This is a genomic window from Enterococcus olivae, assembly GCF_053760925.1.
Window position 1 is genome coordinate 1 of record NZ_JBSMVT010000035.1, and the last position, 23,267, is coordinate 23,267.

A 23,267-nucleotide genomic window follows, 5' to 3' on the forward strand; every position below is an offset into this window, starting at 1 on the left:
AATAATGGCAGGCCACTGATATAATAAGATATATCAGTGGCCTTATCTTCCGCATTGACCGGTTTTATCTCCCGCACTCGCTGGCTCTAAATTCCGCATGAGTGGCTCAAACTGTCCGCAATACTCAGATGGACTTGCAAAAACTTTATTCATTGCTTTTTTCCTTCTTTCTTATTTACAATCCGCAATTGTAACTCCTGCTCCATATACACTTTCCCAATCTTTTAAGAATTGATCAACACTAGAATCGGTTAACATATGTGTTGCACAGGCTTCAAATACATCATAGCCTACAGCTACCCCATAAACGCCATTGACTGCTGCACGCTCTACTTGCAGTGCATTTTTAAATGAGGCACCCAGGACTTTTGCTTCCAATCCATGCTCTTTAAATACTTTAGCTGTATCAGCCAATACTTTATCCCCATCCGCTGAAATGTTACTGACGCGGTTCACGTAAATCGCTACATAGGAAGCACCTGCTTTAGCAGATAAAATCGCTTGATTGACATCAATAATCGCTGTAGCAGTTGTCGCAATCCCTTCTTCTTTCAAAGCAGCTATTGCAATGTATCCTTCTTTACAAGCTGGAATCTTAACATATAAATTTCCTGAAATATTTTTTCTTAAAGCTTTCGCATCAGCAATCATTCCTTCAGTTGTTGTCGCTACCACCTGAACATGTAATTCTTTCTCATCACCAATAACCTCTCGAATGTTTGATGTTAATTCAAAGAACGGAATCTTCTCTCCTTTCAAATCCTTCATCACAATCGTTGGGTTCATCGTAATCCCAGCAATTGGATAAACTTGATTTGCCTCTTCTACAACAGTTAAATCAGCTGAATCTACATAATAAATCATCTTTCATCCTCCAATAAATTTATTTTCATACATCTTAATAGATGTATAATTGGTTTTATTTACACATTCACTTCATCCAGTAGTTTGATTACGTCTTCTTTATTAGTTACTTTAGCCAACAATTCAACATTTTCAATTTCTGAAGCAAAAATGGCAATTTTAGAAAGTATATTTAAGTGTTCATCTTCTATACCAGAAATACCGAATAAGATTTTTACTGGTTTTGGATCACTCTCAGAACCAAAATTAACTTCATTTTTTAATTGGATAAATGAAATACCTGAATGTTTGATATATTGACTAGAACCATCAGACCCATGAGGAATTGCTAAAAAATTTCCTACATAGGTTGACACAGTATTTTCTCTTTCTAGCATCGAGTCAATGTATTCTTCAGCAACATAACCATTTTCAACTAAAATTTTCCCAGCTGTTACAATGGCTTCTATTTTATCTCTAATATCAGCTTCTAAAATAATATTATTCGTATCAAAAATTTTTAATTCCAAACTATTTTTCCTGCCCTTCATGTACCTTAGTATAATTTTCATAAATCTTAGTATGTGCTGCAGTGTAAGGTTCAAACCCTGTCACTTCAGTAATTACATCACTTACTTCTCTTGTATCATACATTTTTTGAAGCGTTACTGATTCATCGTCTTCAGAATTGTTATATAACAACCCTGACGCTAAAGCTGTTGTAAAATATTGAGGTACATTTAGAAAAGTTTCGATGTATTGTCTTGTTGGTTTAGCAATTCGCTCATTTTTAGAGAGTTTCCGAATAGGATTTCGGCAGATTCTACTTATTGAGTCATTTTGAAAATCCTCAGTAAATCGGATGTATGTTTTATTCCCATATTCTGTCAAAATCGTTTCCAAATCTGGATATTTTTTAATCAATAACTCAACTGCTTCAGCAATAATACCTTTTAAAAAGAATCGATTATCCTCATTATCAAGCGCTTCTTTAAAATTTTTATATCCTTTATTGAAAGCATAGTAGCCCACAGAAGCATGTGCATTATTTACTACAAACAATTTTCGTTCAATATATGGTTGTAGATTGTCTACAAAATTTGCTCCAGTTATTTCTGGAACTGAATATTTAAAATTGTGTTTTTCAATTGTTAATTCATAATATTTTTCAACAGAAAGAGATAAACCATCTTTACTTTTTTGATTGGGAACCAAACGATCGATTGCTGAATTAGGAAATGAAACCCACTTATCTAAATAAGATAATGAATTAGTATCAATATTCTTCTCTATTTCTTTTTTTAGAAAAGATGTCGCATATTCCATGTTTTCACAAGCTACAATGGATAGTGGTGTTTCATTCCCAACTTCAATCCTCTTAGCAATTCCTTTAGCAAGAACTTTTCCAATAGCTGGAAGAAAATTAGGAGTTACAGCTGTCGTAATAAGTTCAGCCTTTTTGATTTCTTCAAATACTTTATCCTCATCAGAACCTAAAATTGCACTAAAATTTTTGATTGTGGAAGAAGGTGCGTTATCCCAATAACTAACAACATATTCTTTTTTTTCGTTTAATAGAGTTACTAACGCTTCGCTTGTATCTACAAAAACTATTTCATACCCTGACTCACTAAACAATTGACCTATTAAACCTCTCCCAATATTTCCAGCTCCAAAATGTAAAACTTTTTTCATAACTATCACTCCTCTAGTTGATCTAATCTGTTTTTTATTTCTTTAATTTGAATTTCTGTAATAACTGGTGAAATCACGATATATGAAAACGGTACTTCACCAAGATTGATAGTAGAAACAACTAAATCGTATTTTGTTAAATCAACTTCATGAAATAAATTGTATACGGAGACTGTGTCCACACTATTAATTTCTGGTATGTTTCTTTTTAAAATAGCACTAATCATTTTTGAAGTACCCATACCGCTTGAGCATACAACTAATAAGTCATATCCTCTTTTTTCAGATAACTCTAATAACGCTACACCAAAATGCAGAACAATATATACAACCTTATCATCAGTAATGCTCTCTTTTAAAAAAAAATTACGTAATTCTTCTTTTACAATGGTATAGATATTTGAGTAGTCATTTTTTATTTGAGTAATCATTTTTTTATCAAAAAAAGTCTGATTATTTTCTCTACTAACTGTAAACGTACTGATTAAGTGATTTGTTAGATCTTCTTTTAAAGTTCGAGATTTAAGTGTAAGTTTCAATCTTCTTTCTACTGTTTGAATTAAAGACTCCGCCAGATTTTCCAGATTTAGAGTATCTATAGATTCTTGATTTGTAAAATCTAATGAAAAATTGTATAAGTGATTAATCTCAATTACAGAAGAACTAGTTGACTTTACAGGTTCATCTAACAAAGACACAATAAATGTGTACAAACTATTCTTTCTATTTAAAGTATTTTCAAAAAAGTTAGAGAAATTTAAAGCCTCTAATTTGTATCCATTGTCAATTCTTTCGATAGAAATAGAAAAGTAAAGTAAAATTTTCAAGTAATCTTCATCAGAAACATTGAACAGCGTACTACGAATACTTCTAAAACGCTTCTCTATTTCAATTAAAGAACTAATATTTACACATTCTAAAATTGCTACATTATTAATACTTATATCACTCACTCTAAATGCAAATATGAATTGAGATAATGATTTATTACACATCTGATAAATGTACCTATACAATAAAAATCTTTTTTGGTTCTCATTGCTTAGTACAACAATTCCTTTTGCTTTTTCAATTTGAAAGCTAAATTCTTCTGGAAATTCAGATTTAATACTATTAAGCTCTTGGTTGATTTTATCTGGTGAAACATTTAGTTTGAAAGAGAGATCAGATAAGGTTCTTCCTATATCATAAAACAGATAATACAGTAACAAACTTTTTCTCTCTGTTGACGAGAAAACATATCCATCATAAGAATTGATCCAACTATTTAATTTATTCTTGTTTGAATCTTCTCCTTGAAGAATCAAATAGTCATCTTTAGTTATTACTATAAGCGAGAACTTTCTTGTGTATTCGTTGATTTCATTTAGATCCCTACGCAAAGTTCTCTCACTAATTTGAAAGTAATTAATAAAATCAAATTTTGATGCTTCACCATATAGTAATAGAAGTTCTAGAATTTCCCGATTTCTCGCACTTATATACACCTTCGTCAATGACCTCCTGTATCATTATTTATTAGCCAATAATTTTTTAATAACTTCATCATATTTATCGCTAGACAAGAAATTCTCAACAGAAACATGAATCGAATTTGGACTTACCTGTTTAGCTCTATCTGTTAAATCTTTATGGGTAATAATCAAATCAACATTATCTGGAATATTGGCAATAGAATAATTTTTCACATCAATATCTAAGTTATTTTCTTTTATTTTTTTTCTTAACAATGACGCACCCATTGCACTTGATCCCATTCCTGCATCGCAAGCAAATACAATATTTTTGATGTTATTGAAAGACGGCAATTCACTGACTTCTGTTACATCTTCCATATCACTATTCATATTTATTGGTTGCAATTCTTCCTCCGTTTTTTTCTGAAATTTCACTACTAGACTCGACAATACAAAAGCTATTATTGTAGAGATTAATGTACCTACAATAATTCCAATAAAACTATTTCTCTCCGTCATTGCTAAAATAGCAAAAATACTACCTGGAGAGGGGGCAGCAACTAATCCTGCATCAAACAAATCAAATGTCCACAAACCAACTGCTCCACTCACAATAATTGACACTAAATGCAATGGATTCATCAAAACATATGGGAAATACATTTCATGAATACCGCCCAAGAAATGAATAACAATTGCGCCTGGAGCAGACTGTTTCGCTGTTCCTCGTCCAAAGAACATATAGGCTAGTAAGACACCTAGACCTGGACCTTGATTTGCAATAGTCATAAATAAGACTGATTTCCCAGTTTCCATCACTTGGTTCATTGCCAAAGGAACAACAACACCATGATAAAGTGCATTATTTAAAAATAGGACCTTAGCAGGCTCAGCTATAATTGCAACTAACGGGAATAGCTTATTATCAATCAACCATTCCACGCCACCCATAAATGCAAGGTTGATTCCTTCAATTACTGGTCCAATTGCAAAATAAGATAGAACGCTAAAGATTGCACCCAATATTCCAATAACAAAACTATTTACTAACATTTCAAAACCAGGTTTAATTTTTCCATCCAACAAAGAATCTGCTTTCTTCTGTATAAACGCCACCGTTGGAGAAATAATCATTACTGCTAGAAACATTGGCATTTCTGCACCAATAATTGCACCTAAGCTGGAAATTACAGCAATTACTCCTCCGCGTTGTTTATAAACATTGTATCCACTTGTGTAAGCAACAAGCATCGGCAACCCCCAACGTAGCATTGGATCAACCATTTCTGCTATTTGTTCATTAGGAATCCATCCAGTTGGAATGAATAATGTTGCTAAAATTCCCCAAGCAATAAAAGCCCCAATATTAGGCATAATCATTCCACTTAAAAAACTACCAAATTTTTGAATCTTTACTCTAACACTACCTGTGTTGTTTTCCATAGATATCCCCTTTTCTGAAAATTATATTTTGTAATTTAAAATTCCCTTTCATTTTATTTTTTCTTTGTTATCCCTATCATAAATTGACTAGAAATCTATGTAAACGTTTCAAAACATGGTATTTGTCACTACTAAAATTAGCTTTTTGACAAATCATAAGATAAAAAACGAAACAACAATGGTTCATCAATCCATCGTTGCTTCGTTTTTCATTAATTTGTAACTTTTACTTACCTTCCAAAATTATCACTACTCAAAAGCTGCAATAGTAACTCCTGCTCCATATACACTTTCCCAATCTTTTAAGAATTGATCAACACTAGAATCGGTTAACATATGTGTTGCACAGGCTTCAAATACATCATAGCCTACAGCTACCCCATAAACGCCATTGACTGCTGCACGCTCTACTTGCAGTGCATTTTTAAATGAGGCACCCAGGACTTTTGCTTCCAATCCATGCTCTTTAAATACTTTAGCTGTATCAGCCAATACTTTATCCCCATCCGCTGAAATGTTACTGACGCGGTTCACGTAAATCGCTACATAGGAAGCACCTGCTTTAGCAGATAAAATCGCTTGATTGACATCAATAATCGCTGTAGCAGTTGTCGCAATCCCTTCTTCTTTCAAAGCAGCTATTGCAATGTATCCTTCTTTACAAGCTGGAATCTTAACATATAAATTTCCTGAAATATTTTTTCTTAAAGCTTTCGCATCAGCAATCATTCCTTCAGTTGTTGTCGCTACCACCTGAACATGTAATTCTTTCTCATCACCAATAACCTCTCGAATGTTTGATGTTAATTCAAAGAACGGAATCTTCTCTCCTTTCAAATCCTTCATCACAATCGTTGGGTTCATCGTAATCCCAGCAATTGGATAGACTTGATTTGCCTCTTCTACAACAGTTAAATCAGCTGAATCGATATAATAAATCATTACTTATCTATCTCCTTTTATGCGATACCTAGTACAGATAACAAAATACCTAAAACGACAATTCCAACTAATACCAAATTGAAACTTACTTTCTTATTCATTAAATAGAAACAAAGGAGTGTCACACCTAATGGGACCATTCCAACCAAGATTTGGTCTAAAATATCTTGTAGTTGTAAAACTGATTCGCCACCTTGTTTCCATTCAAATTTAGCTGTGAATGTGACAATTGTGGAGGTCATTCCCCCAACCATTATTAACCCTAAGGTGCTTGCTGCTTTAGTCATAATGTGAATTGCGCCACTTGAGTATATTTTTTCAATATATTTTGATCCTAATGTAAAACCTAAATATGTTCCATAATAACGTGTAATAATTGATGGTACATTATACAATAAGATGAAAACAATCGGTGCTAAAATATTCCCATTATTTCCTAATCCAATCGCAACACCTGCTGCAATAATTCGTAACACACCCCAGAAAATGGAGTCTCCGATGCCTGCCATAGGCCCCATCAAACTAGATTTCACTGCATTGATTGATGTTTCATCAAAATCAGGTTTCTCACTGTTTTCTTTTTCCATCGATGCAGTTAGCCCCATAATGAAAGAAGAAAAGTTTCCTGTAGTATTAAACCAAACAATGTTTCGGTATAATGCTTCATTTTTTGCTTGTTGATTTTTCTTATAGAATCGATTGATTGCTGGCATCAATGCATAACAGAAACCAGCTCCACCATTTTTAGCATAACTATATTGCGCATAAAGTGGGAAAGAGCGCCAAAAAATAGCATTTAACATTTTTTTGTCTTCTTTAGTTAATTCGTTCATTTCTGTCATGCGAAAAAGTCCTCCTCATCGTCATCAGATGTTGTAGCAGCTACTACTCTGGTGTTTTTAATATCCAATATTTCTTTGTCTCTCATTGCACCAGTGACGGCAATAACTGTCCCAATAATTGCTAAAGCAACTAATGGTAGTTTTAAATAAGCAACCAAAGTGAATCCTAAGAAATAAAAAATAGCGATTTTCTTTTCCCACAACATTTTTAAAAGAATTGCAAATCCAGCTGCAGGTAGCAATCCGCCACAAACTGCTAATCCATTCATCACTACTTCTGGAATAGAATCTACAAAAGCTTTAATCGGACCTGACCCCACAAGTACTGCAACGAAAACGACAATAGAAAATGATAAAAATTTTAATACCCATAATCCAAAATGCAATGCAATAATACTTTTTTCTTTTCCTTCTTTTGCTAATCTATCAAATGGTTCTGCCGATGCACTTAATAAGATAGAAATCAATGTTTCCATTGCTCCTGCCAAAATCCCGATTGGAATAGCCAATGTTAAAGCAACTTCAGATCCACCATTTAAAATAATAGCAAATGCTGTACCAAAAACTGTTCCTACTGCCGGATTGACAGCTGCAGTTCCACCCACATTAATGGCTCCCATAAATACTGCTTCTAATGAAGCTCCAATCATTACACCAGATTGCAAGTCACCTAGTACCAAACCTACGAGTGGTCCAACAACAATTGGACGGTCAATCATACTTTGCCCAGTTAACCAGTTTCCACCATACGTTACAAACATAACGATAGCTAACAGAAATGCTTGAACTACCATTTCTTTTCCTCCTTTATTCCCGTCATTTATTATGTGCTTTCAATAAATCTGAAGCTTTTCTAATTTGCTCATCAGGTAGTGTTTGTAAAATCACTTCATTATCCGAATCAATCAATTTTTTCAGATTAATCATTTCTGAATCACTTACTAGCACCGTTTTTGTTAAGGTTAATTTTTTTGAGATATCTTCCCCATCAAATCTTCCTGCATTAGCAATATTAATTGTTAACCCCTTACCATCTAATAATTCTACAAGTCTTAATGCGTCTTTAATTGAATTAACTAAAACAAAAATTCTCATCTTTTCTGCCTTAGGATTATTCAATAATTTAACTGAATCTTCGACTGATTTAATGGTCAGTTTAACATTATAAGGTGCTGCCATTTTCAATGTCATTTGTTGTGTAGGATTAGCTGCTGCTGCGTCATTTGCGACAACAATTCCATCAGCTTGTAATTTTTTCGTCCATAATAAAGCAACTTGTCCATGAATTAATCTATCATCTACTCTAATTGTAACAATCATTTAAATCTCTCCTCAGTTATGTTATTTTAGAAAAAGTCTTCTTCTTGATGTTCTGGTTCAACTACTTTTAATTCTTCTCTACAAGCTTCAATTAAATCCTTTGCTTTGTCTTTCGTCACTTTATCTGGAGACAAAATAATTTCTAATAAAATAGGTAAATTAAATCCAGTAATTTGAATCGCATTATACTGCTCGCTTAAAGTGAACAATTGTTGATTGACACTACCTCCATACAAATCTGTAAATACAATCGCTTCATCTTCTGGCATTACTGAAGTGAAAAAAGCTTCATATTCTTTTGTAACATCCGTTTCATCAACATAGGCACTAACTGTCGTCACTTCATTTCTTTCACCTAGCAAAATAGTCAAACTACTTTTTATTCCCTCTGCAAAATGCCCGTGAGTAGCAATCAAAATTTTTCTCATATACTTCTCTCCTTCCCTCACTTTCTTATATGCAATAAGTGTGCCAAACTTTATAACACTTGATATAAACGCTTTTAAAAAATAAAAAAAAGAACCGTCAATAGTTACTGACGATTCTTTTGACGTTACAATCAACATTAAGACATTACTAATTGATACAGAAGATGTGTTTCATAGTCACTCAATTCAATATTGTACTTGTGCATTAAAGGATCAAAAATAGTTTCGGTCAATCGATGAAATTCAAGTTCTTGTTCGGAATATTCATTTTTGGGAACTTTTATGGAAGAATTATCAGTAATTAATCTTTCTAACATCATTGACATATGCATGCATAAATTCAACCGCTTAAATAGTTCGAAATTCATATTATAATAATCTTCATAGGAAGAAACAATTAGTTCAACATCAGCAATAACAATACTCGGATTCAAGAAAGTTAATCTGTCAGAGATACCTTCCATTGAGAAAAAGCGAACCAAGTCTTGCTTCAACAACTCAAATTCACTGGTCGAAATCGAATCTCTCAAACCTTTTCTTAATAATTCTTCTCCTTGAGGACTCCATAATTTCTCTATTTCTAAAACAGGAGTATCTGTTTTAATCATCAAATTAGAAGTGGTGATAATCAATCTAGTATCTTTCAATAGTTCCTGCACTTTATCATTTTCTTGCAATTTTTCATAGTCTACAGATACAACAGCCAATTTTTGATTATCTACACGTGCATGAATAATATCTTTTAGTTTTTCAGAAATTCCTAATCCTGAAATACAAGATACAATAACATTATCACCTTTAGAGATTCCTTCGTAGTACTTCGCTTCACTCACATATCCTTCTGCAGATTCTAAAGCTATTTTATCAAATGACAGACCGTTCGATAATTTTGTTCCTATATCTAAAGCAATCATCGTCGTGACATTATTGATAATCAACAATTCGCCTTCAAGACTATTTTTAATTTGTGTAAACATTTCTCCCAGAGAACCCATATCAACTAATAGTACCAAACCTTCTCGAGTATCAATTTGCTCAATAAATTTTCTAACGTTATGAATAATTTCATTTATCGAAACGTCAATTGGCATATCAACGGATTCAAACACAAAATCTTTACATAAGTAGTTAACCACCGAGCTAATACTATATGCCGTACTATCTCCATGAGTCACAATTAATCCTTGAAGTCTAGCTTTTGATTTCCATCGACTAGCAATAAAAAATGTAAAAAATATTTCTAAAAAAATTTCATTTGAAATATTATAATGTGCAAGTTGCTTAATCAATTTTTTAGCAATATAATTCTCTTTTGAAAAATTCCCTTTAATAATTTGATACGCTGAATGAATGGTATTTTTTTGTCGATAGTCAATAAATTGAAAGTATTTATATACCCAATACAGAACTTCTAAATCTTTACGTGAAAACAATAATCCTCGATCTTGCAACGGTTTCTCGATGGTTGATATAAAACTATTCACTAGAGAATTTCCCATCTCATCATCACTAGTCATTTTTACCTCACTACTGATTTGTTTGATAATTTTATTTATTTTTGTTTTAAGCAAATCAAAAATATTTTTATTAAACCCACTTGATTCAAAAAAAGCAATGTCTTCCCATAGTGATTCAATTAACTCTCTAGAATAAGGCATCACTGAATTCAAAGAAAATGATTCCGTCAATTCACAACTAATCTCAACTGAATCGTAAATCATTTTTTCGTTTTTAGATTCACTATAGTTATCTGGAAACATCGATAAATCTATGATTAATTTTTCTTTCTCTTTGTTTTTCAACCATGAATTGGCACAACTTAGTTTGATTAAATTTTTTAAACGACCAATGTTCCCTTCAAATTTTGAAAAACTTAAATATTCTAAGGCTTCACTGTCAATTGTTATATTTTTTTGAAGCGATACTGCTTCCTGTTTATAAAATAAGTGAATTAATTGAATACGTTCTTCAAATGGGCGCTCATGGAAATCGGGAAGATAAATACTCACAGGAATTCTACGTCTAAAAGTATCCAATAATACTTGATCATTTTTTTCAGTTGTCGCAAAAATAAATCGAATACTGGCGTGTCGAACCTGTCCTTTATCTCCTAATGGACGATAAATCCCTTGATCCATTAACAAAAATAATTTCTCTTGATTCTCAAAACTCAAACGATGTACTTCATCTAGAAATAAGATACCTGTATCAGCTTCATCAATTAATCCAGTCCTATCTTCGTCCGCTCCTGTAAATGCTCCTTTTTTATAACCAAATAAAGTAGCAGAGAGAAGTTCAGGATTATTAGCATAATCGGCACAATTTAAAACAATAAAGGGTGCACCTTCGTTAATCAACTTCTCTTTAAGACAATACTCATGAATCAATGATGCTAAAAAACTTTTTCCCACACCACTCCTACCGTTCACTATAATAGGCAGCCCTCGAGGAGGATATTCAATCGCTGCTTTACATTGTTGAATACTGCTTTTAAGGCTTGTTTTAAAGCCTACAAAACTCGAAAAAACATCTTCATTTTTTACTATAGGATTTAAGGTTTTAGTCGTCCATCTTGCTGGTTTAGTATTTGTGCGATAAATTTTTCTTTGTTCCAATAAAATATTCAAGTAATGACTGGCAGAGTTTCGTTTAATAGTTAAATAATTAGCCAATTCATTTGCTGTTATCCCTTCTTTTTTATTCTTTTCCAGTGTATAAAGAGCTTCGTATATCCTTTCCTCAGCAGTTTGCTTCATAATAATCCCTCTCCACATTTTATATTGACTTAAGAATAACAAACATCTTCTTAAAATAAAACCTTTTCATAATTATCTTGTTCTTATCTAAGTTGTCGCTATAAAATAAAGAGTTTTAGCATCTTTACTCTATGCTAAAACTCTTTATCATTAGATTATTTCATCATTTAAATAATTTAGCTTTGTTTGCAGAACCAAACAACTCCATTTTTGCTTTGACAATACTTTTTGCTGCTTCAGTTGCTGAAGGCATTACTTGAAATGATTCGTATTGTGATGGAAAATCATTTAATTGTTGATGTAGAGCCTGGTAAAATGCTCGTTTCATATCAGAGGCTAAATTGATTTTGGCAATGCCGTTCTTGCTGGATTCGCTAATTTCTTCATCCTTATTATCAGATCCACCATGAAGAACCATGGGGATTTGAACTTTCTCTTTAATTTTCTTCAACAATTCAATTTGAATTTTATGATCTTTTGTTTCTGGGTAAATTCCGTGTGAAGTACCAATAGCAACTGCAAGTGTATCAATGCCCGTTCTTTCAACAAACTCTGATGCTTGGTCAGGATCTGTATATAAAATAACATCAGCACCACCTTCACCACTACCTTCATTGCTACCAATCGTTCCTAATTCTGCTTCTACTGCTACACCTACACTATGAGCAAGTTCTACTACTTTTTGAGTAATTGCAATATTCTCTTCAAAACTCATATGAGAAGCATCAATCATGACTGAATTATAGCCGTTTTTAATTGCCCTCATGACATCATAGATTGAACCACCATGATCTAAATGGAGTGCTATTGGAACTTTCGCTCGATTAATCGCATCTCTAACATAGGCAACAAAAGAATCTCCCATCAATTCAATTTCTAAAGGATGAATCTGAATAATCGCAGGTGATTGTTGCTCTTCAGCAGCCTCAATAACTGCTTTAACAAATTCACTATTTGCAACATTAAATGCTCCTACAGCAAAATTATTTTCATAAGCCGTCTTTACTATTTTTTGCATATCCATTAACATAATATCAAACCCTTTCATTATTATGTCCACAGTATAAAATAAAAATCGTCAATAAAACTATTTGGTAAGCATTTTGAATTTTTTTCAAAAGTCTCGCCATTCTATCTTCCCAAGAAGGAGAGAGTAAAATGAGTAAGAACAGAAAAAATGAGATATTGGATGTCGTTTCAAGAAAGAAATATATCAGCTATTCTGATTTGAGCGAGTTATTATTTGTTAGTGAATCCACTCTTAGAAGGGATATTACTGACATGTATGAAAAAGGACTGATTCAAAAAGTAAAAGGTGGTATTATGGCACTTGAAACCAGAGAAATTGAGGCAACCTCTGAAATCAAACAATTGGAAAATGCGAAGGAAAAAACAATAATCGCTGAACTTAGCATTGATTTTATCGGTAATAATCAAACGATTTTTTTAGATTCTAGTACTACGTCTTATTATTTAGCCAAACAAATTCAGAATCACCCAGAAATTTCTGGGTGCACCTTTATCACAACTAGTTTAATTTCTGCTCCCATCCTCTCCAATAATCGGCGCAATTCAGTCTATATAACAGGCGGAAAAGTCCTAGCAAATAGAGATAGTATCAACGGAACAGACACATGTGAATATCTTGAAAAATGTTACTTTGATATAGCTTTCCTTTCATGCAGAGGTATTTCTCAAGATTTTGGTATTTCAGAATTCTCGAAAGAAGAAGCAGCCTTAAAACGTATTGTTAGTAAAAATTCAAATCAAAAAGTTTTATTAGTTGATAACTCCAAATTTAATCGAAAGTTTCCTCATCTAAGTATTTCTCTGCCTTCTTTAGACTTTATCGTAACAAATTCTACTTTATCTATGGATTATAAAAATTTCTTTTTTGAGCAAAATATTGAAGTTGTCTCTTTTTAAAACAAAATGACAATATATTGTATAAGCTAATCTAGTCTTAAGTAATGAAGTCTATCATAACTTTTTTCTTAATCTACCAATAATTTTATTCACACAAAAAGCCGCAATTTTTAAGATAAAGTCCTTATAATTGTGTAAAAGTAAAAAGGCCATGTAACAGTCCTTTTACGGTACAATGTTTTTAACGACAAAAACATACCCAGGAGGACTTTTACATGACCCAAGTACATTTTACACTGAAAAGCGAAGAGATTCAAAGCATTATTGAATATTCTGTAAAGGATGACGTTTCTAAAAATATTTTAACAACGGTATTTAATCAACTAATGGAAAATCAACGAACAGAATATATTCAAGCAAAAGAATATGAACGAACAGAAAACCGACAAAGTCAACGAAATGGCTATTATGAGCGCAGCTTTACGACACGTATAGGCACGCTAGAATTAAAAGTACCCAGAACACGTGATGGCCATTTTTCACCCACAGTGTTTGAACGTTATCAACGAAACGAAAAAGCCCTCATTGCTTCAATGTTGGAAATGTATGTATCAGGCGTTTCAACTCGTAAAGTATCAAAAATTGTGGAAGAACTTTGTGGTAAATCCGTCTCTAAGTCCTTCGTTTCTAGCTTAACAGAACAGCTAGAACCAATGGTTAACGAGTGGCAGAATCGTTTATTATCAGAAAAAAATTATCCTTACTTAATGACCGATGTACTCTATATAAAAGTACGAGAAGAAAATCGAGTACTCTCAAAAAGCTGTCATATAGCGATTGGAATAACCAAAGATGGCGACCGTGAAATTATCGGCTTCATGATTCAAAGTGGCGAAAGCGAAGAGACCTGGATAACATTTTTTGAATACCTAAAAGAACGCGGTTTACAAGGTACAGAACTCGTTATTTCTGATGCGCACAAAGGATTAGTCTCTGCCATTAGAAAATCCTTCACCAACGCAAGTTGGCAAAGATGCCAAGTTCACTTCCTAAGAAATATCTTTACCACCATTCCTAAAAAAAATTCAAAATCTTTCAGAGAAGCTTTTAAAGGAATTTTTAAGTTCACAGATATTAACTTAGCTCGTGAGGCTAAAAATCGATTGATTCATGATTATATCGATCAACCAAAATATTCAAAAGCTTGCGCATCATTGGATGATGGATTCGAAGACGCCTTTCAATATACCGTACAAGGAAATTCCCACAATCGACTAAAGAGTACCAATCTAATTGAACGACTGAATCAAGAAGTGCGCAGAAGAGAAAAAATTATTCGTATCTTTCCAAACTGCGTTTCAGCCAATCTTTTAATCGGAGCAGTCCTTATTGATCAACACGATGAGTGGCTTTCTTCATCAAGAAAATATATTAAATTTGCCAAGTAAAAAATAGTGAGAGCATTGTATAGTATTTTACACAGGATTGTGGACTTGACTATTTTTAATTACGGCTTTTTTAACTTATAAGTAACTCTGCTTTTTCAAATATTCTTCTACCATATAAGCTGTTTCTTCCACTGATTTATCAGTCATATCAATCATATATGCCCCAAATTCTTTAAATACTTGTTTAGAATATTCGAGTTCTTTATAAATTTTTTCCAAATCAGTATAATTTGAATGATGATTTAACCCTAACGAATCTAGACGGTTTGTTCTGATTCTTGATAAGTTATCTGGATGACAAAGTAAACCAATAATTTTCTTTTGATCAACTTTATTTAGAAGCTCAGGTACAGGAACTTCTGGAATAAGAGGTAAATTGGAAACTTTATAGCCTTTATTTGCTAAATACATACTTAGTGGTGTTTTAGACGTACGAGATACGCCTAATATAACAACATCCGATTCTAAAAAGCCTTGGGGATTTTTACCATCATCGTATTTTACTGCAAATTCTATAGCAGCAATTTTATTGAAATATTCTGTGTCTAATTTATGCACAATACCAGGCTCTTCAATTGGTTTTGCACCAGTTCTGGCCTTAATCAGTTCAAAAAAAGGATTCATCAAATCTAAATACTGCAAACCAGTTCGACGGCTAAATGATTGTGCAAGTTCCGCTAATTGTGTATTAACCAAAGTACTCACAACAATTGCATTATCTTTTAAAGCATCTTTTAAAATTTCTAATAATTCATCTTTTCTATTCACAAATGGAAACTGATAATTATTATTGAAGATTAAATTTGGATATTGTACGCTAACAGCTGACAATAATTTTTGTGACGTTTCCCCTAAAGAATCTGAAATGGTGTAAACAACAATTTCATTTTTCATTTTCCTATCTCCTCTATCTCTTTAATTCTGCATCTCTTGCATGTTTTGTAATAAAGTTTAGTATTCTTGTCTTCGTGATTTTTCCAACTACTTGTTTTTCATTTGTTACTTCTACGACAGGTAAAGAATCTATCTCAAAATCTTGTAAAACCGAAGCAGCTTCTAGGATACTTATTTCTTTTGTACATGTTTTGATATGCGGTACACGCGTCATACATACAGCTACAGGTGTACCATCAATATCTGAATTTAGAGAAGCTCGTAATAAATCTTTTCGAGATAAGGTTCCTACCAAAAGATGCTCTTCATCCATGACATATAATGATCCAACATCATACATAAACAATGTCGTTATAGCCTCTCTGATGGATGTATCTGCTTTAATCATAACTGGTGGCATCATAATTTCTTCTACCTTTGTACTAAATATTCGATAAAAAAATAACGATTCCAAGTTTGATCCTGAATAAGTATAGCCAACTTTAGGTGTTGCCTGTAAAATTTCTGCCATTGTTAAAAATGATAAGTCAGAACGTAAGGTTGCTCGCGATACATCTAATAACTCAGAAATTTTCTCACCACTTACAGGTTGATATTTCTTTACTATTTCTATAATTTGTTTTTGTCTATCACTTAGATTCATTTTCTTCTCCTACTTATTGTTTAATCATGTGCATATATCCGCTTCATGCGTATTATTATACACATGATTTATTTTTTTCAACTTAATTATGTTTTTATTTTAACTATTGACAATTATATGTGTGTCATATTAAGATGTTTTAGAACACAATATGACACATATATGATTTCAGGAGGTATATTATGAGTAAATGGATTTACTTTTTTGAAGATGGAAGTAGTAAAGACAAAGATTTATTAGGTGGGAAAGGGGCAAACTTGGCAGAAATGACAAATTTAGGCTTACCTGTTCCTCCTGGTTTTACAATTACTACCAAAAGTTGTATGAATTTTTTGGACAAGGATAGTTTTTTTGAAGAATCTTTAAAACAAGATATTTTGAAAGCGATTAAAAAATTAGAGAAAAAAACAAGCAAGTCATTCACAGATAGTAGCAGTCTTTTACTTGTATCTGTTCGAAGTGGCGCAGCCTCATCGATGCCTGGAATGATGGATACTATTTTAAATTTAGGCTTAAACGATACTCGTGTGCACTCTTTTGCAACATTAACTAATATTTCATTTGCTTATGACTGCTACCATCGGTTATTACAAATGTTTGGTGATGTTGTCTATGGTATTAATAAAGATAAATTTACTAATTTAACACAGATTTTAGAAAAACGACTAAATAAGAAGAAACAAGCATTCAGTGAAGATGAACAAAAACTATTAATTGATTCATATAAAAAACTTTTTTTTGAAAACAATGTTGAATTCCCTCAAGACCCTGTAGAACAGTTGTTTGAAGCAATTAAAGCAGTGTTTAAGTCTTGGAATAATCAACGGGCAAAGGTCTACCGTGAATTACATCATATCCCTCATCATTTAGGAACTGCTGTGAATATTCAATCGATGGTTTTTGGTAATAGTGGAAATAAAAGTGGTACTGGGGTTGTATTTACAAGAAATCCAGCTACAGGTGAAAATAAACTATTTGGTGAATTTTTAATTAATGCACAAGGTGAAGATGTTGTTGCAGGCATTCGAACACCTGAACCAATTCAGTCACTACAAACAATTCTTCCTGATACTTACAAAAGCTTTATTGAATATGCCGAAATTCTCGAACAACATTATAAAGATATGCAAGACATTGAATTCACGATTGAAAATGGTCAACTATTTATTCTACAAACAAGAAATGGAAAACGTACGGCTAAAGCAGCGTTGAAAATTACGTTAGATTTAGTAGCCGAAAATAGCATTTCGCGACAAGAAGCACTATTACGTATTTCTCCAACTACTATTGATCAATTAATTCATCCTGTTTTTGATGAAAAAGAACTAACTCAAGCAACACTATTGGCAAAAGGTCTTCCAGCCAGCCCTGGAGCAGCATCTGGAGAAATTGTTTTTACTGCCGAAAAAGCAAAAGAATATCAACTACTTGGAAAAAAAGTTATTTTAGTTCGTCAAGAAACTTCTCCTGAAGATATTGAAGGAATGATTGTAAGTGAAGCAATTGTAACAAGTAGAGGTGGTATGACTTCTCATGCGGCTGTTGTTGCTCGAGGAATGGGAACTTGTTGTATAACTGGTTGTGAAGCATTAGTTGTACATGAAGAATCAAAAACAATTATTTGTGGAAATACTAGATTGGTTGAAGGCGATGTCATTTCTGTGGATGGCAGCTCAGGTTGTATCTATTTAGGTGAAATCCCAACAATTGTAGTAGAAAATGATCAAAATCTACAAACATTGCTTTCATGGGCAGACGAAAATGCACAATTATTGGTTCGAGCAAATGCAGAAACTATTGCAGATTTACAAACAGCTATGGAGTTTGGAGCAACGGGTATTGGTTTATCACGAACAGAGCATATGTTCTTTGGGGAAGAACGAGTCTTAGAAATGAGACGATTGATTTTAGCTGAAAATGAACAAGAATTTGAATTTGCTTTAAACAAACTATTAACTTTCCAACAAGAAGACTTTTACCATATGTTTAAAGCAGTACAAGATAAACCAATGGTGATTCGCTTATTAGATCCACCAATGCATGAATTTTTCCCTCATGATACAAATGAAATAAATGCTCTTGCTGAACAATTAAATAGGTATCCTTCTGATGTCAGCAAACAAATTGAAAAACTACAAGAAACAAATCCTATGTTAGGTCATCGTGGATGTCGGTTGGGTATTACTGAACCACGTATATATCAAATGCAAGTGAAAGCTATTTTTAATAGCGCTATTCGTTTGGCAAAAGAAGGACTTAGCGTTTGTCCAGAAGTAATGGTCCCTTTAGTTTCTGAAAAAAATGAATTAAAAAATGTCAAAGATTTTTTAATCGAAACAATTGAACAAACTTTTAAAGAACATCAGGTAGATCCTTTTCCATATGAAATTGGTACAATGATTGAGTTACCTCGTGCTTGCATCATTGCAGATCAACTAGCGGAAAACGCAGACTTCTTCAGTTTTGGTACGAACGATTTAACACAGATGACATTTGGTTTTTCACGAGATGATATTGGAAAATTTATTAATAGTTATAAAGAAAAAGAAATTATGGTTCAAGATCCGTTCCAGACACTTGATAAAGCTGGTGTCGGAGAATTAATCAAACTTGCAGTTTCTAAAGCTCGTCATCAAAAGAAAAATATGATGATTGGTATCTGTGGCGAAGTTGGTGGCGATCCGAATTCCATTCCTTTCTTCCAAAATATTGGCATTGATTATGTTTCTTGTTCTCCTTACAGAATTCCAGCAGCTCGATTAGCTGTTGCTCAAGCAAATTTGAAAAGTTAATACTTATTAGAAACTTGAATTTTAAAGAATTCGTTTAAATTACATGAATATAAATTGAAAAACAGGCTTTGAATAATTCAAAATTAATTATTCAAAGCCTGTTCTATTGTTTATTTCCTAATAAATTTGTGAATTTTTTTCAATCATTGCTTAAATAATTTTTCTTAGAATAAATTATTCCTTGAATGGTATGTTCTAAAATGATTAAATATGTATCTGACAACTCATTTAGTTGGTGTTCTAATTGTCTTCGCTTAGATGTCTTCTCTAATATAATTTCTGGTAAAAAGAACTCATCTACCGAAACATTTAATAATGATACTAAGTCATACAAAACCTGAATACTAGGATGTTGTCCTTTATTTTCTATATTTGTTAGATATCTAGGATCTATTTCTATTATTGAACCAACCTGTTCTCTAGTTAATCCTTGTTTCATCCGTGCTTGTTTTATAGCTAATCCAAATTCTGAAAAATTATATTTATCCTCTTTTTTACGCATAACAAACCACCCCTATACATTTTACTGTTCACCAAGAACTTCATACAGGTATAGAAAAACGTATAGCTAGGTTTTTTATACTTCAAAATATTGCATTGAAATAAAAAATTCATTGTTACCTAATTTATCTATACTTTTAACTTAGGTAACAATGATACATTAAAGGAGTTTTTTTATGTTTCTTTTATTTAACAGAAAAATTATATTATTTGTATCGTTAAAAAAATCATTAGCCTAGTAACAGGATTATTCAGCAATTCATACGGTTTTTTATATCACATAACAGGAATTAAAAAGACAAAAAACAATAAAATTTTATTGTTTTCTGTCTTTTTTGCTATTTTTTTACAATTTATCCTCATTAATTCCGTCATATCACGCTTTCCTGTCGGGTTATATTACGAAAGGAGGTGTTGATATGGAATCCTCACTGTTTCAACTTACGGTAGAAAAACAATTTGATTTTATTTGCAAGCGAGCGATGAAAGACGAGCGTATTGACTATTTAAAACACCTTTCACGCATTTCAAAAAAAGAAATTTCATTTTCACAAATAGAAGATTACGTAGTGAATCAATTTTCAGTTGTAGATACTTATTCAATCGATTTTAAATTTTTCAAATTAAATGGACTCACAATTGGCGTTGAAAATGAACTGTTAGGTGACGCATTGGAAAGTCTATCTGAAAAAAAGAGAACTATTATTTTACTTTATTATTTTATAGAAATGAATGACTTAGAAATTTCTGAATTACTTAGTTTGAGTCGTTCTACAGTCAATGAACATAAACTCAATGGTCTAGCCGAAATGAAAAAATTCATAGAGGAGCATGCACAATGAAAGAAATCTATTCTAGAATCCCTTTTGAAACAATTTTGTATGCAACTGACGGTGATCTCGATGCAATTGAGCGAATAAAAAGTCATTTCCGTCCTTATCTTATTAAATGTTCACTACGCCCTATGATTGATGATCTTGGAAACTCACATATGATACTTGATGAAACATTGTTTGGAAGATTAGAAACGCGTTTATTAACTAAAATTCTGTCATTTGAAATCGAATAATTACTTACAAATGAGGGAGTGCTCTCACTTTTTATCACACTTCCTCATTCATTTATTAATCTATGAAAGTTAATGATTCTTTGATTAATTTTCATAGGTTAATAAGCCTATTGTTCATTGAAAACTAAATACCATAATTAGATACGTTCAATTTATATGGAGCTAGCTAAACAAACACGCCATGATTTCTTTTAAGAATAAGCGATTCCGTTTGATTTACAACTTTCACCTTGGGATCTTGAAAGTGCGAAGATATGTAAATTGAGATAATGATACACCTACCTTGAACGCTTCACCGCATTGGGTAGCTTCTCCAAGTATGAGAAGAGATGAAAGTTCTGTGGGTCTTCCTAGACCATCTAATTATGTAGAAACGCTTGTATCTCTTATTTCCAGATATTGATTTCAGCAGATATGTTCTTTTTAGCAAAATCTGTTAATTTGATGGCATCTGCCAAATTCATTTTTTCGACAGATCGTTCACCGCTTTTTAATTTCTTAATTGAACTTAAACCAATATTTGTTGCTTCAGAAATGGCTTTTGCCGTGCTTTCAGTAAGAATTTTGCGAATCGATTATACCACTACAGTGGGCTTTCTGCAATTTGAGAGGGTACTCTAGTGGTTTCTTTGGATTTTTGAAGAGGGGAGAGTAAAACAAATATAAAGTATAAGGCAACAAAATATTTATCTTTTTATAACAAAAAAAGAAGCCGCGAGAATCGTTTTCGAAATGCTTTCGCACCAACAATTCTCCGGCTTCGTGGGTTTGGCACCCATGGGGGCATAGGGACTCGAACCCTAGACCCAATGATTAAGAGTCATTTGCTCTACCAACTGAGCTATACCCCCAAAATAACAATAAATTAGTGTTAAAAAAACAAAGAGAACATTCTAGAATGTTTTCTGTTACTCAATTAACACTTTATTATCTTACACCCGCTTACTTTAGATTGCAACAGCTTTTCATTATTTATTTTTTGAAAGGAGATTTTTATGAGTCCAAGTTACTACGAATCTTTAGTTGAAAACTATTCTGATTTGTTAACTGTCGATGATTTAAGGAAAGTATTAGGTAATATTGGAAAAAATAAAGCGTATGAACTTTTAAAAAGTAATGCGATTCAACATGTACGAATTGGCAGGAAATATAAAATTCCAAAGAAAGCAGTTGTTGATTACTTGATTCTTATAGATTCTAAGGGCTGATGTCAAATACCATTGCTGATATAATTGGGTTATCAAAAGGTGTTTTTCATTGCTCGCTTTTTCAATTTAGGAGGAATTAAATTGGATTTAAGAGCAAATATCGTTGAAAAACGTGGAACATTACAAGTTGTTGTCACTTATAAAGATATATTAGGCGTTTCAAGACAAAGATGGCGTGATACCAAATTGAAGAAAAAAGGTAACAAGAAACGGGCTGAAAAAATTAAGAATGAATTCTTATCTGAGTTAGAAAAAGAATTTGCAGAGAAAGAAAATGAACATAAAACTCATTTTGATTGGGAACAAAAAATAGACATTACTTTCTTTGATTACTTGCATGACTATTTGAAGATAGCAAAACAAAATGTTTCTGAATTAACATTTATTAGTTATCACAAATTAGTCAAAACCAGAATCAAACATTTTTTTGAAGCCAGTCGTTTACCTTTGACTTCATTACGCCCTATTCATCTTCAAAAGTTTTATGAATCTATCTTGGATGATGGTTGTACTGCTAATACAGCGATTCATTACCACGCATATATTCGAAAAGCTTTACAACATGCAGTCAATATGGATTATATTCCAAATAATATAGCTGACCGAGTCGCTAAACCTAAGAAGCGGCAATTTATTCCTCAGTTTTATACAAGTAAGGAATTAAATGAACTTCTAGCCGCTATAGAAGGAGAAAAAATTTGGCTGGTCGTATTGTTGACTGGATTTTACGGTTTGCGTCGTAGTGAAGTACTTGGTTTGAAATGGGATGCGTTTGATTTTGTTAACAAAAAATTTAAGATTAAACATGTTGTTTTGGAAGATCCACGCGAGTATGGAAGATTGATTAAAAAAAATCAAACAAAAAATGATCCTAGCTATCGTTCTATGCCTCTCATTCCATATATTGAAGAAAAGATAATGAAGCAAAAAGAATGGCAGCAGCAAAACAGAAAACTTTTCGGTGATAACTATTTGGAAGAAGATAATGAATATCACTAGTGTTGCACAAATAGAGTAAGAATATTCAGATTATTTGTTTTTCTGAAAAATGTTAAAAACGAATAGTGCTGACGCAGAGGATGACTATTTCCAGAATTTTTTATCTGTTATTCAACTAAAT

23 protein-coding genes and 1 tRNA gene are annotated in these 23,267 nt (G+C 32.4%); 7 read left to right on the plus strand and 17 right to left on the minus strand.

Features of this window, described 5'->3' with window-relative positions; genetic code table 11:
* Positions 1-171 precede the first annotated feature (171 nt).
* The 12 genes from ACWODM_RS14985 to ACWODM_RS15040 form a co-directional block, all read right to left on the minus strand.
* Positions 172-864: a transaldolase family protein gene (locus ACWODM_RS14985; protein ID WP_455322153.1), complete on the minus strand. Its 693-nt coding sequence runs from the start codon at positions 862-864 to the stop codon at positions 172-174.
* A 59-nt stretch (positions 865-923) separates the two neighbouring features.
* Positions 924-1,373 carry a PTS sugar transporter subunit IIA gene (locus ACWODM_RS14990; RefSeq protein WP_455322154.1) on the minus strand — a complete coding sequence of 150 codons (450 nt, stop codon included), beginning with the start codon at positions 1,371-1,373 and terminating at the stop codon, positions 924-926.
* Between the two features lies 1 nt (position 1,374).
* Positions 1,375-2,538 (minus strand): mannitol-1-phosphate 5-dehydrogenase, encoded by a 1,164-nt coding sequence (locus tag ACWODM_RS14995; RefSeq protein ID WP_455322155.1) that lies wholly within the window; start codon positions 2,536-2,538, stop codon positions 1,375-1,377.
* Positions 2,539-2,543: 5 nt separating this feature from the next.
* Positions 2,544-4,025, minus strand: coding sequence for a BglG family transcription antiterminator (locus tag ACWODM_RS15000; RefSeq protein ID WP_455322156.1), 1,482 nt, complete (start codon positions 4,023-4,025; stop codon positions 2,544-2,546).
* A gap of 24 nt (positions 4,026-4,049) precedes the next feature.
* Complete coding sequence (locus ACWODM_RS15005) at positions 4,050-5,438, minus strand: PTS mannitol transporter subunit IICB (protein ID WP_455322157.1); 1,389 nt, start codon at positions 5,436-5,438, stop codon at positions 4,050-4,052.
* A gap of 249 nt (positions 5,439-5,687) precedes the next feature.
* Positions 5,688-6,380 (minus strand): transaldolase family protein, encoded by a 693-nt coding sequence (locus tag ACWODM_RS15010; protein ID WP_455322158.1) that lies wholly within the window; start codon positions 6,378-6,380, stop codon positions 5,688-5,690.
* A 17-nt stretch (positions 6,381-6,397) separates the two neighbouring features.
* Positions 6,398-7,222, minus strand: a complete 825-nt coding sequence (locus ACWODM_RS15015) for a PTS system mannose/fructose/sorbose family transporter subunit IID (RefSeq protein ID WP_455322159.1) — start codon at positions 7,220-7,222, stop codon at positions 6,398-6,400.
* Positions 7,219-8,016, minus strand: coding sequence for a PTS mannose/fructose/sorbose/N-acetylgalactosamine transporter subunit IIC (locus ACWODM_RS15020; RefSeq protein WP_455322160.1), 798 nt, complete (start codon positions 8,014-8,016; stop codon positions 7,219-7,221). Before ACWODM_RS15020 ends, ACWODM_RS15015 begins: the two co-directional genes overlap by 4 nt.
* Before the next feature lie 22 nt (positions 8,017-8,038).
* Positions 8,039-8,542, minus strand: coding sequence for a PTS sugar transporter subunit IIB (locus ACWODM_RS15025; protein WP_455322161.1), 504 nt, complete (start codon positions 8,540-8,542; stop codon positions 8,039-8,041).
* 26 nt (positions 8,543-8,568) lie between these two features.
* Positions 8,569-8,970 (minus strand): PTS sugar transporter subunit IIA, encoded by a 402-nt coding sequence (locus ACWODM_RS15030; protein ID WP_455322162.1) that lies wholly within the window; start codon positions 8,968-8,970, stop codon positions 8,569-8,571.
* A gap of 137 nt (positions 8,971-9,107) precedes the next feature.
* Complete coding sequence (locus ACWODM_RS15035; protein WP_455322163.1) at positions 9,108-11,726, minus strand: sigma 54-interacting transcriptional regulator; 2,619 nt, start codon at positions 11,724-11,726, stop codon at positions 9,108-9,110.
* Positions 11,727-11,889: 163 nt separating this feature from the next.
* Complete coding sequence (locus ACWODM_RS15040) at positions 11,890-12,756, minus strand: ketose-bisphosphate aldolase (RefSeq protein ID WP_455322174.1); 867 nt, start codon at positions 12,754-12,756, stop codon at positions 11,890-11,892.
* A 128-nt stretch (positions 12,757-12,884) separates the two neighbouring features.
* On the opposite strand from ACWODM_RS15040, the gene ACWODM_RS15045 reads away from it, so the two are divergent.
* A complete protein-coding gene (locus ACWODM_RS15045; RefSeq protein ID WP_455322164.1) occupies positions 12,885-13,652 on the plus strand; it encodes a DeoR/GlpR family DNA-binding transcription regulator in 768 nt (255 codons plus the stop codon).
* A gap of 215 nt (positions 13,653-13,867) precedes the next feature.
* A complete protein-coding gene (locus ACWODM_RS15050) occupies positions 13,868-15,040 on the plus strand; it encodes an IS256 family transposase (protein ID WP_455322165.1) in 1,173 nt (390 codons plus the stop codon).
* Positions 15,041-15,115: 75 nt separating this feature from the next.
* On the opposite strand, the gene ACWODM_RS15055 is transcribed toward ACWODM_RS15050, so the two are convergent.
* Together ACWODM_RS15055 and ACWODM_RS15060 are read right to left on the minus strand one after the other, a co-directional pair.
* The gene (locus tag ACWODM_RS15055) at positions 15,116-15,934 is read right to left on the minus strand and encodes a pyruvate, water dikinase regulatory protein (protein ID WP_455322166.1); all 819 of its coding nucleotides are present in this window, start codon (positions 15,932-15,934) and stop codon (positions 15,116-15,118) included.
* A 13-nt stretch (positions 15,935-15,947) separates the two neighbouring features.
* Entirely contained in the window at positions 15,948-16,577 is a 630-nt protein-coding gene (locus ACWODM_RS15060; RefSeq protein WP_455322167.1) for a helix-turn-helix transcriptional regulator, read from the minus strand.
* 182 nt (positions 16,578-16,759) lie between these two features.
* On the opposite strand from ACWODM_RS15060, the gene ppdK reads away from it, so the two are divergent.
* A complete protein-coding gene (gene ppdK / locus ACWODM_RS15065; protein WP_455322168.1) occupies positions 16,760-19,369 on the plus strand; it encodes a pyruvate, phosphate dikinase in 2,610 nt (869 codons plus the stop codon).
* A 139-nt stretch (positions 19,370-19,508) separates the two neighbouring features.
* Here the strand turns inward: ppdK and ACWODM_RS15070 are convergent, their stop codons facing one another.
* Positions 19,509-19,871, minus strand: coding sequence for a helix-turn-helix domain-containing protein (locus ACWODM_RS15070; RefSeq protein WP_455322169.1), 363 nt, complete (start codon positions 19,869-19,871; stop codon positions 19,509-19,511).
* 418 nt (positions 19,872-20,289) lie between these two features.
* On the opposite strand from ACWODM_RS15070, the gene ACWODM_RS15075 reads away from it, so the two are divergent.
* Both ACWODM_RS15075 and ACWODM_RS15080 read left to right on the plus strand, forming a co-directional pair.
* Entirely contained in the window at positions 20,290-20,712 is a 423-nt protein-coding gene (locus tag ACWODM_RS15075) for an RNA polymerase sigma factor (RefSeq protein ID WP_455322170.1), read from the plus strand.
* Positions 20,709-20,939 carry a helix-turn-helix domain-containing protein gene (locus ACWODM_RS15080; protein WP_455322171.1) on the plus strand — a complete coding sequence of 77 codons (231 nt, stop codon included), beginning with the start codon at positions 20,709-20,711 and terminating at the stop codon, positions 20,937-20,939. Before ACWODM_RS15075 ends, ACWODM_RS15080 begins: the two co-directional genes overlap by 4 nt.
* Before the next feature lie 386 nt (positions 20,940-21,325).
* Here ACWODM_RS15080 and ACWODM_RS15085 read toward each other — a convergent pair whose 3' ends face one another.
* Both ACWODM_RS15085 and ACWODM_RS15090 read right to left on the minus strand, forming a co-directional pair.
* Entirely contained in the window at positions 21,326-21,511 is a 186-nt protein-coding gene (locus tag ACWODM_RS15085) for a hypothetical protein (RefSeq protein ID WP_455322175.1), read from the minus strand.
* Positions 21,512-21,717: 206 nt separating this feature from the next.
* A tRNA-Lys gene (locus ACWODM_RS15090) sits at positions 21,718-21,790 on the minus strand.
* 144 nt (positions 21,791-21,934) lie between these two features.
* On the opposite strand from ACWODM_RS15090, the gene ACWODM_RS15095 reads away from it, so the two are divergent.
* The gene (locus ACWODM_RS15095; RefSeq protein WP_455322172.1) at positions 21,935-22,147 is read left to right on the plus strand and encodes a helix-turn-helix domain-containing protein; all 213 of its coding nucleotides are present in this window, start codon (positions 21,935-21,937) and stop codon (positions 22,145-22,147) included.
* Between the two features lie 81 nt (positions 22,148-22,228).
* Positions 22,229-23,146, plus strand: a complete 918-nt coding sequence (locus ACWODM_RS15100; protein ID WP_455322173.1) for a phage integrase SAM-like domain-containing protein — start codon at positions 22,229-22,231, stop codon at positions 23,144-23,146.
* Positions 23,147-23,267: the final 121 nt, after the last annotated feature.

Bases quoted from the DNA above. Each gene is read 5' to 3' on its own strand.
- ACWODM_RS15075 (WP_455322170.1), top strand. From the start codon at position 20,290: ATGGAATCCTCACTGTTTCAACTTACGGTAGAAAAACAATTTGATTTT.
- ACWODM_RS15020 (WP_455322160.1), bottom strand. From the start codon at position 8,016: ATGGTAGTTCAAGCATTTCTGTTAGCTATCGTTATGTTTGTAACGTAT.
- ACWODM_RS15050 (WP_455322165.1), top strand. From the start codon at position 13,868: ATGACCCAAGTACATTTTACACTGAAAAGCGAAGAGATTCAAAGCATT.
- ppdK (WP_455322168.1), top strand. From the start codon at position 16,760: ATGAGTAAATGGATTTACTTTTTTGAAGATGGAAGTAGTAAAGACAAA.
- ACWODM_RS15070 (WP_455322169.1), bottom strand. From the start codon at position 19,871: ATGCGTAAAAAAGAGGATAAATATAATTTTTCAGAATTTGGATTAGCT.
- ACWODM_RS15080 (WP_455322171.1), top strand. From the start codon at position 20,709: ATGAAAGAAATCTATTCTAGAATCCCTTTTGAAACAATTTTGTATGCA.
- ACWODM_RS15045 (WP_455322164.1), top strand. From the start codon at position 12,885: ATGAGTAAGAACAGAAAAAATGAGATATTGGATGTCGTTTCAAGAAAG.
- ACWODM_RS15015 (WP_455322159.1), bottom strand. From the start codon at position 7,222: ATGACAGAAATGAACGAATTAACTAAAGAAGACAAAAAAATGTTAAAT.
- ACWODM_RS15035 (WP_455322163.1), bottom strand. From the start codon at position 11,726: ATGAAGCAAACTGCTGAGGAAAGGATATACGAAGCTCTTTATACACTG.
- ACWODM_RS15055 (WP_455322166.1), bottom strand. From the start codon at position 15,934: ATGAAAAATGAAATTGTTGTTTACACCATTTCAGATTCTTTAGGGGAA.
- ACWODM_RS15025 (WP_455322161.1), bottom strand. From the start codon at position 8,542: ATGATTGTTACAATTAGAGTAGATGATAGATTAATTCATGGACAAGTT.
- ACWODM_RS14995 (WP_455322155.1), bottom strand. From the start codon at position 2,538: ATGAAAAAAGTTTTACATTTTGGAGCTGGAAATATTGGGAGAGGTTTA.
- ACWODM_RS15040 (WP_455322174.1), bottom strand. From the start codon at position 12,756: ATGTTAATGGATATGCAAAAAATAGTAAAGACGGCTTATGAAAATAAT.
- ACWODM_RS15010 (WP_455322158.1), bottom strand. From the start codon at position 6,380: ATGATTTATTATATCGATTCAGCTGATTTAACTGTTGTAGAAGAGGCA.
- ACWODM_RS15060 (WP_455322167.1), bottom strand. From the start codon at position 16,577: ATGAATCTAAGTGATAGACAAAAACAAATTATAGAAATAGTAAAGAAA.
- ACWODM_RS15030 (WP_455322162.1), bottom strand. From the start codon at position 8,970: ATGAGAAAAATTTTGATTGCTACTCACGGGCATTTTGCAGAGGGAATA.
- ACWODM_RS15005 (WP_455322157.1), bottom strand. From the start codon at position 5,438: ATGGAAAACAACACAGGTAGTGTTAGAGTAAAGATTCAAAAATTTGGT.
- ACWODM_RS14985 (WP_455322153.1), bottom strand. From the start codon at position 864: ATGATTTATTATGTAGATTCAGCTGATTTAACTGTTGTAGAAGAGGCA.
- ACWODM_RS15095 (WP_455322172.1), top strand. From the start codon at position 21,935: ATGAGTCCAAGTTACTACGAATCTTTAGTTGAAAACTATTCTGATTTG.